Origin of the sequence: Marinomonas hwangdonensis, assembly GCF_003721245.1 — a bacterium.
In the GTDB taxonomy this organism is placed as follows: Bacteria; Pseudomonadota; Gammaproteobacteria; order Pseudomonadales; family Marinomonadaceae; genus Marinomonas; species Marinomonas hwangdonensis.
The window spans coordinates 181,194-195,924 of the sequence record NZ_RIZG01000001.1 but is presented as its reverse complement, the minus strand read 5'-3'; the positions used below and the strand labels follow the sequence as shown (position 1 = coordinate 195,924).

General features: G+C 44.2%; 12 protein-coding genes. 4 read left to right on the top strand and 8 right to left on the bottom strand.

Translation table 11 applies throughout. From position 1 onward, the window contains the following. Window positions 1-172: 172 nt before the first annotated feature. The 5 genes from urtE to urtA all read right to left on the bottom strand — a co-directional run bounded on the left by urtE (window position 173) and on the right by urtA (window position 5,904). Entirely contained in the window at window positions 173-880 is a 708-nt protein-coding gene (gene urtE, locus EBI00_RS00885; RefSeq protein WP_123094049.1) for an urea ABC transporter ATP-binding subunit UrtE, read from the bottom strand. Then, the gene (urtD, locus tag EBI00_RS00880) at window positions 877-1,728 is read right to left on the bottom strand and encodes an urea ABC transporter ATP-binding protein UrtD (protein WP_123094048.1); all 852 of its coding nucleotides are present in this window, start codon (window positions 1,726-1,728) and stop codon (window positions 877-879) included. Before urtD ends, urtE begins: the two co-directional genes overlap by 4 nt. After that, entirely contained in the window at window positions 1,725-2,858 is a 1,134-nt protein-coding gene (gene urtC, locus EBI00_RS00875) for an urea ABC transporter permease subunit UrtC (protein WP_123094047.1), read from the bottom strand. The genes urtD and urtC overlap by 4 nt, the downstream gene beginning before the upstream one ends. Continuing rightward, entirely contained in the window at window positions 2,855-4,477 is a 1,623-nt protein-coding gene (gene urtB, locus EBI00_RS00870; RefSeq protein ID WP_123094046.1) for an urea ABC transporter permease subunit UrtB, read from the bottom strand. Before urtB ends, urtC begins: the two co-directional genes overlap by 4 nt. 143 nt (window positions 4,478-4,620) lie before the next feature. Beyond that, complete coding sequence (gene urtA, locus EBI00_RS00865; protein WP_123094045.1) at window positions 4,621-5,904, bottom strand: urea ABC transporter substrate-binding protein; 1,284 nt, start codon at window positions 5,902-5,904, stop codon at window positions 4,621-4,623. Between the two features lie 426 nt (window positions 5,905-6,330). Here urtA and zapE point away from each other — a divergent pair, with 426 nt between their 5' ends. From zapE to EBI00_RS00850, 3 genes are all read left to right on the top strand, one after another. Then, complete coding sequence (gene zapE / locus EBI00_RS00860; protein ID WP_206612535.1) at window positions 6,331-7,824, top strand: cell division protein ZapE; 1,494 nt, start codon at window positions 6,331-6,333, stop codon at window positions 7,822-7,824. Between the two features lie 18 nt (window positions 7,825-7,842). Next, entirely contained in the window at window positions 7,843-8,082 is a 240-nt protein-coding gene (locus EBI00_RS16035) for a transposase (RefSeq protein ID WP_421930355.1), read from the top strand. A gap of 316 nt (window positions 8,083-8,398) precedes the next feature. After that, a complete protein-coding gene (locus EBI00_RS00850; protein WP_123094044.1) occupies window positions 8,399-8,917 on the top strand; it encodes a hypothetical protein in 519 nt (172 codons plus the stop codon). Between the two features lie 87 nt (window positions 8,918-9,004). Here EBI00_RS00850 and EBI00_RS00845 read toward each other — a convergent pair whose 3' ends face one another. The 3 genes from EBI00_RS00845 to EBI00_RS00835 all read right to left on the bottom strand — a co-directional run bounded on the left by EBI00_RS00845 (window position 9,005) and on the right by EBI00_RS00835 (window position 12,955). Then, entirely contained in the window at window positions 9,005-10,051 is a 1,047-nt protein-coding gene (locus tag EBI00_RS00845) for a GGDEF domain-containing protein (RefSeq protein ID WP_158600723.1), read from the bottom strand. Between the two features lie 386 nt (window positions 10,052-10,437). After that, entirely contained in the window at window positions 10,438-12,465 is a 2,028-nt protein-coding gene (locus EBI00_RS00840) for a TonB-dependent copper receptor (RefSeq protein ID WP_123094042.1), read from the bottom strand. A 43-nt stretch (window positions 12,466-12,508) separates the two neighbouring features. After that, window positions 12,509-12,955 (bottom strand): DUF2946 domain-containing protein, encoded by a 447-nt coding sequence (locus tag EBI00_RS00835; RefSeq protein WP_123094041.1) that lies wholly within the window; start codon window positions 12,953-12,955, stop codon window positions 12,509-12,511. Window positions 12,956-13,507: 552 nt separating this feature from the next. Here EBI00_RS00835 and EBI00_RS00830 point away from each other — a divergent pair. Further along, on the top strand, window positions 13,508-14,695 hold the full coding sequence (locus EBI00_RS00830; RefSeq protein WP_123094040.1) for a tyrosine-type recombinase/integrase: 1,188 nt from the start codon (window positions 13,508-13,510) through the stop codon (window positions 14,693-14,695). Window positions 14,696-14,731: the final 36 nt, after the last annotated feature.

Below are 14,731 nucleotides of genomic sequence, written 5' to 3'. Positions count from 1 at the left end.
TGTTAGTTTTTATGGTGGCTCCAATAAAATTCATCCTTCGACCCGGCCCATACGGCACCTCCCTGTGCCGGTTGGGCCTTCGCCGTCATCCTGACGGCTGGTCTACAGGCTTAAAATTTTGTTTTGCCAAATAACTGCTTATTGAGCCAATGCAAAAACTAGACCTGAAAAACTAGACCGCCAAGTATTGTTTTATTAGCGAGTCGTTGAGATTCTCCATTTTATCCGCCGCTACAATGCGTCCCTTTTCCATCAGACGAAATTCTTTACCCACGCGACGGGCGAAACCGAGCTTTTGTTCCACCAAGATAACGGTTAAACCTTCTTCCGCATTTAGCTTTAAAATCACATCGCCAATTTGCTTCACAATGTTGGGCTGAATGCCTTCGTTTGGTTCGTCCAAGATCAAGACTTTTGGCTCTAACACCAAGGCGCGACCAATGGCCAGTTGCTGCTGTTGACCACCAGATAAATCACCACCACGACGATGCAACATGTCTTTCAATACCGGAAAAAGCTCAAAGATTTTCTCTGGGATGTCTTTCGGACTGTCTTTGGTGCGTTTACTTCGTACAGGTAAACCAATGCGCAAATTTTCTTCTACGGTGAGCATGGGGAAAATGTCTCGACCTTGAGGAACGTAACCGATACCTGAGTAAGCGCGCTTTTCTGCGCTTTGCTTGTTTAGGGTTTCGCCTTCCATGGTGATCTCACCACTTTTGATCGGCAACAAACCCATGATGGCTTTTAGCAAGGTGGTTTTGCCCACGCCGTTTCGACCCATGATGCAAGTAATCGAACCGGGGACTATCTCTAAATCCAAGCCCCAAAGAATCTGTGTGCCGCCGTAAAGTTGATCAACTTTGTTAATTGAAATCATGCCTGTTCTCCTGCCGCAGCCTCTTCACCAAGGTACACTTCAATCACGTCTTTGTTACTTTGAATCTGATCCATAGTGCCTTCGGCCAAGACAGAACCTTGATGCAATACCGTTACCGTGCGAGCAATACTGCGCACAAATTCCATATCGTGTTCGACCACAATCACCGTACGCTCACCCGCCAGAGACGTTAGCAGTTCAGCTGTACGTTCGGTTTCTTGCGCTGTCATGCCTGCTACAGGTTCATCGATCAACAAAAGTCTTGGCTCAGCCACCAGCAACATACCGATTTCTAACCATTGTTTTTGACCATGAGACAAGGCACCCGCTAACATGAATCTATGCTTAGCCAAACCAATGGTTTTTAATACGTCATCAATACGGTCGATTTGTGTCGGTGTTAAACGCGAGAACAAAGTCGGCAATACACGCTTGTCGGTTTTAAGAGACAACTCTAAATTATCGAACACGGTTTGCTCTTCAAACACGGTTGGTTTTTGGAATTTACGACCAATACCAAGCTGCGCAATTTCGGCTTCGTCTTTGTTCAATAAGTTGTGGTTCTGCCCAAAGAACACCGTGCCTGAATCACACTGAGTTTTGCCGGTAATCACATCCATCAAGGTGGTTTTACCCGCGCCATTGGCACCGATCAAACAACGTAATTCACCGTCGTTGATATAAAGATTAAGATTGTTTAGCGCTTTGAAGCCATCGAAGCTCAAATTCAAATCTTCCACGTACAGAATCATCTGATTACCGACATTGACCTCGGCCTGCGCTGGCGCTAGAAATGGCCAAACCTGATCTCGACGGAAGAGTTCACGGGTGCTATCTAACGTACTCATGCTTGTGATTCCTTATTCATAACTGCATTTCGCTTGGCCTTTAGCTGACCATACAATCCCATCAAACCTTTCGGTAAATACAAGGTAACCAGAACAAACATGGCACCCAAGGCGAACAGCCAAGCATCCGGCATAATCGCGGTAAAACGGGTTTTCGCGTAGTTCACCAATAAGGCCCCGATAACGGCGCCAATCAAGGTGCCACGACCACCCACAGCTACCCAAATCACCATCTCAATAGAGTTGATTGGGGAAAACTCACCCGGGTTGATAATGCCCACTTGCGGCACATACAAAGCGCCAGCTATGCCCGCGATGACAGCGGAATAGACAAACAACCACACCTTGTATCTGTCGGTACGATAACCAATAAAGCGTGAGCGAGATTCCGAATCACGAATCGCCAGCACCACCTTGCCAAGTCGAGAAGACAAGATCTTCTGGCTGATTACGAAAATCACTGCCAGCAGAATCGCTGTAATCAAAAACAAAGCAACGCGTGTACTGTCCGCTTGCAAATTAAAGCCAAGGATTTCTTTAAAATCGGTCAAGCCATTGTTGCCGCCAAAGCCCATTTCGTTACGGAAGAAAGCCAGCAACAGGGCATAAGTTAAGGCCTGCGTCATGATGGAAAGATAAACGCCAGTTACACGAGAGCGAAACGCCAACCAACCAAACACAAAGGCTAAAAGACCGGGAACCAATACCGCCATTAACATAGCGAACCAGAACTGATCCATGCCCAGCCAAAACCAAGGCAATTCTTTCCAGTCTAAGAACACCATAAAGTCAGGCAGTAAAGGATTACCATACACCCCGCGATCACCGATTTGGCGCATCAAATACATGCCCATCGCGTAACCGCCCAAGGCGAAAAACGCCCCATGTCCTAAACTCAAAATTCCACAATAACCCCAAATAATATCCACCGCTAACGCCAACATGGCGTAGCACAAATACTTACCCAAAAGCGTGATGGTGTAAGTGCTGACATAGAAGATCGAGTCGGCGGGTAAAAATAGATTCGCTGCCGAAGCAAGAATCGTCACACTCAATAAAATCACCACAAATGGCAGAGTGTGTTTGCCCGTCGAGCGCCCTTCAGAAAACCAAGCTGTAAGACGTGTCATTCTGCCGCCCTCCCTTTTTGTGGAAAGAGTCCCTTAGGACGTTTTTGGATAAAGAGAATAATAAACACCAACACCAGAATCGCTGCGAGAACCGCACCAGTCGTTGGTTCAAGAAATTTCGTCGCAATACCCAAAGTGAAGGCTGCAACTAAAGTACCCAACAAGTTACCCACGCCACCGAACACCACCACCATGAAAGAGTCGATAATGTAAGATTGTCCCAAGTTAGGCCCTACGTTGGTCAATTGACTCAAAGCCACACCGGCAATACCCGCGATACCAGAACCTAAACCAAAGGTCATCGCATCGACCCAATTGGTTTTTACACCCATGGCTTTTGCCATGTTGCGATTTTGCGATACCGCACGCACGTTTAGACCAAGGGACGTTTTCTTCAAGACGATCACCAAGACGATGAACACCAGCAAAGCAAAGGCAAGAATGTATAAACGGTTTAGCGTCAGAGACAACACAGGGTTAATTTCCCAAGAACCACTCATCCAGCTGGGTGAGGAGACTTGACGGTTAAGTGGCGAAAAAATCGTCCGCACTAATTGCTGTAAAATCAGACTGATACCAAAGGTCGCCAGCAAGGTTTCCAATGGACGACCATGCAAACGACAAATTACCAATCGCTCGATCAACACGCCCATCAAACCCGACACCAAAAACGCCGCAGGAATCGCTACCCAAATCGAATAATCGATGTAATTCGGCATCATTAACTGCACCACGTACGTCGTGTAAGCGCCGAGCATAATCATTTCGCCATGGGCCATATTAATAACGCCCATTACCCCAAAGGTAATCGCCAAGCCAATGGACGCCAGCAACAACACCGAGCCAAGGCTTAAACCAAAAAATAACTGATCGACAAAGGCAAAACGATTCGCCCGTTGTGCGATTTTTTCTAATGCGATATTCGCCGCCGTCACCACCGCCGCATTGTCGTCACGCGTTAAGGTCGTCAGTAAATTTCGCACATCGTTTTCTAAACTAGAGGAAAGCGTTTCAATCGCAGCGATACGGTTAGACACAGCCAATTCCGTTTGTGACGCCGTGTTCATAGCGAGCGCCAACCCCATGGCTTCTTTGACTTTTTTGTTGCTCTCATATGGATAAAGACGTTCAAGTGTCGCCACTGTGCTGTCGTCTAATTTGGACAGTAATTCGCGTACGGCATTTTCACGCACGCTTGGGGATTTGGACGTCAGTTGAATGCGGGCAATGGCATTACGTAAATAGCCCCGCAAATTGTTGTTTACACGAATTTTGTCGACATCAGGTTTATCAATGCCAGTGTTAATTTCGTTAGTAAATACATCTTTGTAAAAGGTTTCGCCGTTGGTTTCAAATTGACCAATAACCTTTTTTTCAGCCTTAATGTAATACAAGTTGCCGTTTAATAAGGTGCGTAGAAGCGGCAGTATGGTTTCATCGGATACGGCTTCGATTTTGACTAGAATAGGCTCCATGTCTTTGATTTTGGCTTCGCCTAACTCAGCAAGCAAAGGATCCAAAGAAGCCGATTCAGTCGCATGAGTAGAAAGGGAAAAGAGCCCGAAAAGACAGCAACACAGTGCAATGAAATGTCTCAAGGTGATACGTCTCAAGGTCATACTCCATGTTTTGGTGATTTTTTGCGATTGCATTTAATAAACGCAGTGCTTGAGAAAATCAGAATATTATTCGAAGGAAAAAATGACTCCCTAACCAAACAGGCCAGTCAGGGAGTCAAGGTTACCCCTGGGAGTGGGTTAGATTAGTAATTCTGACCAGAACACGTCTTAGTTTTGGTGTTGTAGTTACCGCACTTGATCGGCGCCGTCCAATCTGAAATCAGATCTTTAGAACCCGGTAAAAAGTCAGACCACGCATCACCCGCAACCACACCATCGGTTTCCCAAACCACTTCAAACTGACCGTCGTCTTGGATCTCGCCAATCAGTACTGGCTTGCTCAAGTGGTGGTTTTTATTCATCACCGCAATACCACCAGTTAAATTCGGGACAGTTTGACCTATCATGGCTTGCTCAACCGCATCAACATCCGTTGTGCCTGCTTTCGTTACCGCGTTAGCCCACATTTTGAAACCGATATAAGTGGCTTCCATTGGGTCATTGGTTACACGATCAGAATTTTTTGTGTATGCGTGCCAAGCCTTGATGAAGGCTTCGTTCTCAGGCGTTTCAACGCTTTGGAAATAGTTCCAAGCCGCCAAGTGCCCCACCAATGGTTTTGTGTCTAAACCAGAAAGCTCTTCTTCACCTACAGAGAAAGCCACTACAGGGATGTCTTCCGATGAAATACCTTGGTTACCCAATTCTTTGTAGAAAGGCACGTTGGCATCACCATTGATGGTAGAAACTACGGCGGTTTTCTTACCTTCACTACCGAATTTTTTGACGTCAGACACAATCGACTGCCAATCAGAATGACCGAATGGCGTGTAGTTGATCATGATGTCACTGGCAGCAACGCCTTTGCCTTTTAGATAGGCTTCAAGTACTTTGTTGGTAGTACGTGGATAAACGTAATCTGTCCCGGCTAGCACAAAACGCTCTACACCCAGATCGTTCATCAAATAATCCACCGCAGGAATCGCCTGTTGGTTTGGCGCCGCCCCTGTGTAGAACACGTTTTTAGACGACTCTTCGCCTTCGTACTGAACTGGGTAGAACATCAAACCGTTCAATTCTTCCAATACAGGCAATACCGATTTACGAGAAACCGATGTCCAACTACCAAAAATCACATCCACTTTGTCTTTGGTTAATAACTCACGACCTTTTTCTGCAAACAATGGCCAGTTTGATGCTGGGTCAACCACCACAGCTTCGATCTTCTTACCTAACAAACCACCCTTTTTGTTTTGCTCATCCACCATCATCAAGACGGTGTCTTTTAGCGTGGTTTCAGAAATCGCCATGGTGCCAGACAAGGAGTGCAACACACCGACCTTGATTGTGTCTGCTGCTAGCGAAGGAAGCGCAATAAGCGTTGCACCAGAGAGCACAATCGCAGAAGTAAGCGTTTTGATTTTCATAGTTGGAGCCGTCCTATTGTGATTTAGAATATTGTTGAGTCTTCAGGTGAGGTGTTTAGAACCTCAAATCCGTAGAGCCAGTATTAAAAAATCAACGATAGAAAGGTATGCGCGAAATGACTTACAGGGATACGTCATTTGACGTATAGAGCGGCGGCTCATTTTTAATTCGTCAAAATAATTAAGTTTTTGATCTGACCCCAAACTCGAAAGCGTATGAACTGGGCGTAACGACATCATGCAGTTGTCTCAGAGCGGGTAACGACAACCTTTTTGCTGGGTCACTGTTTAATCTCATGGGATCAAAAGTCTAGAAGAGGCGGGAGGTGGGTGTTAACGTTTACGAGCTGGTATAACTATGATCACAAACACAATCAACTTAGGTTTGTTACGCCGCCTCAGCGCCACACGGGACAAGATAAATCGATGAAGAAGAAAGCGATGAAGACAATCATGATGATGAAGAAGACAATAGCACAACATTGGGTCGCTCGGCGGTGCCTCTCGACAGGACCCGTGGCAGCGGCTTATGAACTCAAGGTGGACGCGGGGGAGGTACGACGAGATGACGCGCAAGTCGCTCTGGCGGCAAAATTCGATGCCCTGCACGAGTCTCTTGCCTTGCTCCCACCAGTACCCGTACGCACCGACGATCCGACAGAGAGCAGCGCTACAAGCAGCAGTCCACTGTTACTGGCGCGATCTATGGCATCCGCCCAGTCCTTTCTTCGAAAGAAGTTACATTTGTGGTTTTTTGGTACACCACCGCGAGGCATGTACATTTATGGACCGGTCGGGGTCGGCAAAAGCTTTTTAATGGATCTCTTTTACGCGTCGGTTACTGTTCCTGATGATGATTCTTGCTGTAATAATAATAGCCATAAACACACAAAGATGACCAAACGCCGCGTCCACTTTCATGAATTCATGCTAGACGTCCATCATCGAATCTTTATCTACAAACAGAAGCACCCACGAGGTGATGCACTGCCCATCATTGCGCAACAATTGGCACAAGAAGCCCAACTCCTCTGTTTCGATGAATTTCAAGTGACAGACATTGCCGATGCCATGATTTTGAAGCGACTGTTTTCACTATTATTGGATTGGAATGTCGTGATGGTGGCCACCTCGAATCGAGCCCCCGATGCCTTGTATAAGGGAGGCATAAACCGCTCCCTCTTTTTGCCATTCATCGACATGTTGAAAGACACGTCCGACATTATTTCCATGGAGGATTCTAAGAAGGATTATCGACTCGAAAGTCGAGCGGATGGTCAATCCTATTTTTGGTCAAACAAGGACGATCATGGCGATAATAGTATTAATAGGGACATGCAGGCGCAGTTGGAAGAAATATTTGGTGGCACTGCATCCGGAACTGAGGCCGAGATCATTCCCGTCCTCTTTGGTCGCACCGTCCAGGTCGCCCGATTGAATGAACGGTGCGCCTGGTTTGACTTTTCCGAGTTGTGCTACCAACCGCTCGGGGCGGCCGATTATATTTCTCTGTGTCGCCGATTTCCGGTCATCATCATGGAACGCGTCCCCCAACTTGACGCCAATCACCTCAACGAAGCGCGACGATTCGTGACCCTCATTGACGCGTGCTATGAATCTCGCACCCGCTTGGTGCTGGCGGCACAAGTCCCGCTCGACGAATTGTTTGTTGATTTTGAAGCGCAAGTCGAAAGCAGTGACGGAGATGAAGAATTGATTGTCAATGAGAAGGGAGGAAACTCGAGTTCCTTTGCGACCACCATGATTCGCACCAAAGAGGGGAAATATTATGAGTGGTCGGCGACGGGTCGAATTGGCGTGTCACTGGCACAATTTTCGTCAGCCAATGATCTCGCCTTTTCCTTTCGACGAGCCGCGTCTCGGTTGGTAGAAATGGGTGGAAAGGAATGGGGACGGTAATGACGAAAGGTCTTTGTCTTGCAAACCATTTCACCTATGGCAGAGCAGTGGCTTGCGTTAGGCTGTGCCACAAAAGTGGCAGGCTTTAGTCTCCATGCAGGCGTCATGATGAGCAACGCACAGGATAGAAGTAAACTCGAAAGGCTATGCCGTTATATTACCCGCTCTGGAGTGTCGGAAAAAAGGTTGGCAATCGAACCTGGCGCATTGGTGCTTTTCCGTGGTCGAAATGCCATTCACCGAGCCACACCAACATAAGGCGAGACCACTCGTATGTTGGCGGTTCTCGCCTATAATTCACAGCCTGGAATTGCGCTATCAGAAGCCGCAAGCAAAACCTTTTATGGTCGGGTGAATTGAAGCAAGAGCGGGATACGTTGAGGATTATTACCTCATCGCTTTTGTGTTTACATTAGATCAATCATCCATAAATAATTTTCCATTTAAAATCCTAGTTTGAGCCATTCCCATCTATCATGGACACTGATTAACGGGTTGCTCGATTTAATAGTGATCTGTATGTTGGGCGACGCCGTTTAAACTTTATTGACGTCAAACATTTAAGGATAGCACCATGTTCAAAGCACTTTTACCTGCAGCAGTTTCTGTATTTCTTTTTGCAGGGGCTTCAGCTCATGCAAACATAGAAGTGTCATTCATTGAAAGCGCTCCTAAAGACCGGTTTGTCATAAGCAATACTGGCCAATGTGAATTGAAGGATGTAATTTTAAATTTGGATTTATCAAACAGCTCAGGGGGTCTTATCTTTGATACAACCTCAACGGGCGCTGGCGTTGACGTATTTCAGCCATTTGAAGTCAGAAAAGGAACCATGGAACTTCTGTCTTCAGGCAAGGTAGAAGACGGTGATTCCATGTTGTCTCTTAGTATTGAAAGCATTCAAGCAAACGATTCTGTTAGCTTTACGATTGATGTGGATGATACTTTGCCACAAAGTGAGCTTGGTAATATTCGCGTCTCGGGCTCTGAAATAACCAACGCTTCTGCCGAAATTATCGTACAAGGTAACACTCCATCTGTTGGAATGTTCAAAAGCGATGGAAAAGCGTTGATGTTAATTTCACCATGCTAACTGTGACCTCAGAGTCGATTTTCGCTTTTCTTATACCGTATTCTAAGGTTGAAGACGTGCTATCACCGCTTATCTACTCTCAATACTCTAAGTAGCCTCTGTCATAATGCAATATCGGTTTTTACCGTTTGCTTTGGCAGTGTATAAGGCTTGATCGACTGTGCGTATACTGTCCCTATGACTGGCGGCATTATGATTGGTTGAGCCAATACTGACAGTTACGTCTCGCTTAATCCCAAAATCATGACTGGCGACAGCTTGGTTGAGCTTTTCTAGGGTAGCTTGCAGTTGTGTCGCATTGTGTTCAGCAAAAATGATCACGAACTCTTCTCCTCCCCAGCGACCAACAATGTCATTTTGGGCAACCGTTTCTTTTAATACTCGCGCCAATTCTATTAGAACTTTATCGCCCTGATCATGTCCTAGAAGATCATTGACTTGCTTGAAATTATCCACATCAATCATCGCTATATAATGATTTTTCTTAGAACTCATTAAGCAATCTTCTAGATAGCGACGGTTACGCAATGTGGTTAGAGCATCTGTGGTGGCTAACTCACTCAGTTTAAAATTTGCCTCTTCCATCATTTGGTAAGCTTTTCTACGACTGGAATCGTAAAAAAAAGAAACAATCAAAATAACCAAATAAATCACTGAGAAATGAATCAAGCTCGCAGTATCGAAAAACACCGGCCCCCAGGTTTCCATTTGAGTAAAGCAAAAGTAGAAGATGGCGGCAAAGTTAATAATACTGAGAATGGCCCCCCACAGATACCCCAAAAGAAAAATGCCCATAACGGGGGTTAAAAAAGCGAATACAAGGGCGAACTCTTCATTTCCACTGATCAAAATCAGAAAAAAACTGTCAATTGAAACAAGAAGCTGCAATATAACGGCGGCGATTTTAGGCTGCTTTCGAACGAGTAAGTAATATCCTCCCATCAAACAAAAAATAAGCGCGATAAGATTCGCAACCAACATGGGCACGAAGAAATCAATAAAAATATTGTAGTACGTAAAAAACACGAGCGTCAGCGAAATGAGCACTAAAGCAGAGAACAAAAAACCACGAAAACGAAAATCAGGATGGGTGTATTGAATACCAAATCCACGTTCAAGATATTTAATTAGCACAGAGCGTCTCACCTTTAATAACCTTCCCATTACCTAATTAATACGCAAAAACCGCGGTACCATACATTCGAAACATGCCAGATCTACTGCAATACGCCCGACAACTTATGATCGATATAAACAAATTTAAAGCGGCGCTAACCGTATTGCTAGTCCTTTTTTGAGACTATCTGATTACTCTTTTATATAGGCCAATAAAAAACCGCACTACCTCTTTATTGTAACCGCATTCTTACAGCACAAAGACAGGATACCAGTACAAAAAATTATGAGTTTACCTGATCAATAGCGTTTTATGGCTTGTGCAAAAAAGCTGGCACTTCGATCGTTTGCCAGCTTTTCAACTGAGGCTTTAATACCTAGTACACAATATTACCCGTACTGGATTAGAATTTAACGTTCACACCTGCCCAAATAATACGACCCGCTTGATTGAACGCTTCTCCAGCGGCATAGCCAAGCCCGGTATTTCCGGCTTTATTCAAGTGCTCGGCATACGCTTTGTCAGTCACGTTATCGACACCAGCACGCAGTTTAATCTGCTCACTAAGGCGAAATTCCGTATTTATATCCATAGTGGTAAAGCCTGCCGACTCTCCAAAGTCATACCCAACCGCATTGCCCATGTTTTCAGAGACACGGTTTTGAGCCGCCACCATTCTTAATACAACATTACTGGTCCATGCTTCTTTTTCATGGGTCAAACCAAGTTTTGCTTCAAATGGCGATATCTGAGGAAGCGGAGCATTGTTATCCAAATCCCGCCCCCACGCGTAGGCTATAGACGCATTAGTACTCACGTTTTCAGTCACTTGATAACGAGCACCAGTCTCTGTACCAGCAATATGAGCATCACGGTTACTTGCTCTACCCGTGATTTTTGTTCCCATCATCATCTTAGTAGAGGTATAACCAAAGATAATATAATCTTTCACAATCCCCGCGTAACCAGACACCCACCAGCTAAGGTCATCACGCTTATAATTCAAGCCCACATCCAGCTGCAAGGTCTTTTCATGATCAACATCGTTAAACGCCGTTCCGGAATCAATCGTGCTCAATCCTGGCTTCATTTCCCAATAGTCTGGGAAGCGCTCCGTGTAGCCCAAGCCAACATAGCTAGTCGCTGGCATAGTGCTAAAATCTTTTTCTAGTCGAGTGAAACCACTTATGAGCGTACCCGTTCTCGTGTCGCCAGAGCTGCGGTTAATGGTTGACTCATCGGTCACACTATAGCGATCAAGACGCAATCCAGAAACAATACGATCGTCGTTTTCTAAAAAAAACGTTAATTCAGAAAAAATGCCTGCTTGCTTTAAAGAATAATCTTCAATGCCTTTATTTCGATGAGTTTCTTGTCTTAAATCCACTCCCGTTACTAAGCTTTTGACATCCCAATCCCAAGTGGAAGCAATACGGCCACTCGTGGTACGACGATCAACTTGCGAAACCATAGAGCCATCGCGGAATGTTGTGTTATCCATAATATGGTCAGCGTAACCATAGTTAAGCTGAGCTTCTATTTTACTCCAGTTTTCCGAGATATTGTCTTTCTCGAAACGCAACGCAACAGTTTCTCTCAAGAATTGAGTACCATCCATCATACGACCAGCGTATTCGGCAAAACCGTCACCACGACCAAGTTCAAGCTCCAACAAAGTGTCTTCATCCGGTGTTAAGCCGAACGCAACACTGGTGTTCCACTTTTCCCATGAAGACTCAACGTTATCTCCATTGCCATCTTCGTAATCATCCGACTCACCTTTATTAGCTTCCAAGCGAACATAACCTTTTGAATTACCAACCGCCCCTTCTATGCTACGATCAAATCGATTATTACTTCCTACCATAGCACTGGCCTCAAAACGTGAGCTTTTCTCAGAAAAGTCTTCATCTTTACGCTCAAAACGCACTGTCGCGGCTGAATTACCAGGTCCCCAGAGTACAGTTTGTGGTCCTTTAATAATTTCTACTTCATCGTATGCCGTTGGATTAATATAAGACGTTGGATTATCCATTCGGTTTGGGCAAGCGCCAAGCATTTGTGCCCCGTCCGTCAAGATCACCAAGCGTGAACCAAACATACCTCTAAACGTAGGATCACCGTTTACTCCACCGTTACCAACAGCAGAAAAACCGGGGATTTGCTTGAGTGCCGCCGCGCCATCAGTCGCAGAGTCAATCGCTGCGGTTTCACTCAAATTTATATTGGTTCGGTTTGGCTCATCCAATGCTGGAGCAGAAATAACAATGGCGTTGGTTTTGTATACGCGAGTGTCTGCGTTGTCTGCTTGCGCAACACTGCTGTACAACGCTTGACTGAATAAAACGACAGACACAGCCACTGGGGTAAGTAAATAATTAGAAGATTGGGGTTTTGAGCGCGAAACAGCACCATATGTTTTTTTAGACATAATAATTTCTCTACATGAATTAAGATTTTTAAGGAGTGATTAATCATTCATGAGAAATAGGTGGAGCTCGCTTAAGCGCCAATAAAAAAAGAGAGTCGACATTAAAAGCTGAGCGAATCCACTCAACGAATGCTGAAAAAGGTAAAGGACTCACGCCAAGTGCGAGAGAAACTGTGTTATGAATAAATGGAAAATTATGACTTAGTGAACAATAACCACACTGCTCATCCCAAGCGTCTGGATCCATGACAGAATGGTCCATTGCCATACCGGCACTGCGTTCGTGATGATCATGATGCTCATCAGAAGCCGTCATACGATCTTGCTGTATGAACTGCGTTATCACCATGTTCGACATGTCATGCATCAGTAACGGCGACATTGCAGGCGTTTTTATTTGACCGATAAATGGCCCGAAAGTAAGCATTAAGATGGAAAATAAGCAGACTTTAGCGATCGTAGCGGCTTTTGTATTTACAGTGGTTGCCATTCAAACACATCATGCACCAAAAATTTATATGCATTATACCTAATAAATGATCGAGCTTAATTGTTTCGCATCATATCTTTACTTTTTAGATGAAAAAACACTTTAATTCGCCCTACAAAAACTCAGGGATGCTCTAAAAAGGTGGAACCGACTGGAAGCATTGCCACTAAAAATGATGATGACTGCAAGAAATCAGCGTGAGAAGAAGAAACAATGCTTTATCTGACATTGACCACTATGTCATAAGAAATGGCTATTAATAAAAACGCGTATGAGGAAAAGTCTAAAATTAAGACAATAAAAAAGCCTTAGTAAGTACTAACTTACTAAGGCTTATCTTATATGGTGGGCCTGCCCAGACTTGAACTGGGGACCTGCCGATTATGAGTTTTAATTCCTATTGATTGATAGAGCTTTACACAGATTGATAAAAATATATTTATTTATATAAATCAAAAGCTTAAATTTAAATCGGTTTTATTAAGCTTTACTTAACTATACCTATATTGATAGATTATGTAGCACATTTGTAGCACGTAATTTAGGTACTGTATGAAAATCAAGTTCACTAAAGAGATCATTTTCGCCATAGAACCGTCAGATAAAAGACAGCGTATCCAAGACGCTAAGGTCGATGGTCTAGTGATAGAGGTGCTTCCTTCTGGTAGAAAATCATTTCGTGTCTATAAACGCCTCAAAGGACAAACCTCTCCTGTAAATATTACATTAGGCCAATTCCCTTCTTTAACTATTGAGAACGCTCGAAAAAAAGCACTAGAGGAATTATCCAAGCTTGCACATGGCATCAACCCAAATGAACAAGCAAAAGCCGATGCCAAGTCAAAAATCACATTAATAGAAGTTTATGATGACTACATATCACAAAAAGAGCTGTCTGAGTCGAGCCTACGCGGCTATAACCAAATAATGCGATCCTATCTTGCTGACTGGCATAAATCGGCTTTTGCAGACATTACAGAGAGTATGATCAAAGAAAAACACGCGAGTCTCTCATGCACTAGTCGAGCGCAAGCCGACTATTGCATGAGAGTACTCAGAGCTTTGTACAACTTTGCTCAATTCGAATATAAAAACGCCCAAGACAAACCAATCTTTCTCTATAATCCCGTTCAGATACTAAGCCATAAAAGACAATGGAATCACGTACCACGAAAGCAAACACGTCTGACTCGATCTGAAATCCCTAAATTATTGAGCGGCTTAAATACGATTCGTGAAACCGCAGACACATTTTTGTTTGCGGTCTGTGACTTTGTTGAAATAGCCCTATTCACAGGATTAAGAAAGTCTGAGTTGCTGAACTTGAAATGGGAACAGATAAACCTTGAAGAACGAACTTTCCGAATTTTAGAAACCAAAAATGGTGATACTTTAGAATTGCCAATGGCAGGTCACTTACATTCTATTTTTGAGAGACGAAAAACAATGACCAACAATGAGTATGTTTTTCAAGCGGATAACGACTATGGATATGTTAGAGAACCTAAGAAAGCAATACAGAAAATTATAGATACAACAGAGGTTAGCTTTACACTTCACGACCTTAGGAGAACTTTCACAAGCACAGCAGAGCTCTTACGAGTCGGCACCTATACGATTAAACGCTTACTAAACCACAAAACAGGACGGAATGATGTAACTGCAGGATATACTATATTAACAGCTGAAGAATTAAAGCCTTCATGCGAAATGATAGAAAATAAATTGCTTAGCAAGTAAAACAAATCAGCCATTATCTATTTTAAAATACTAGTA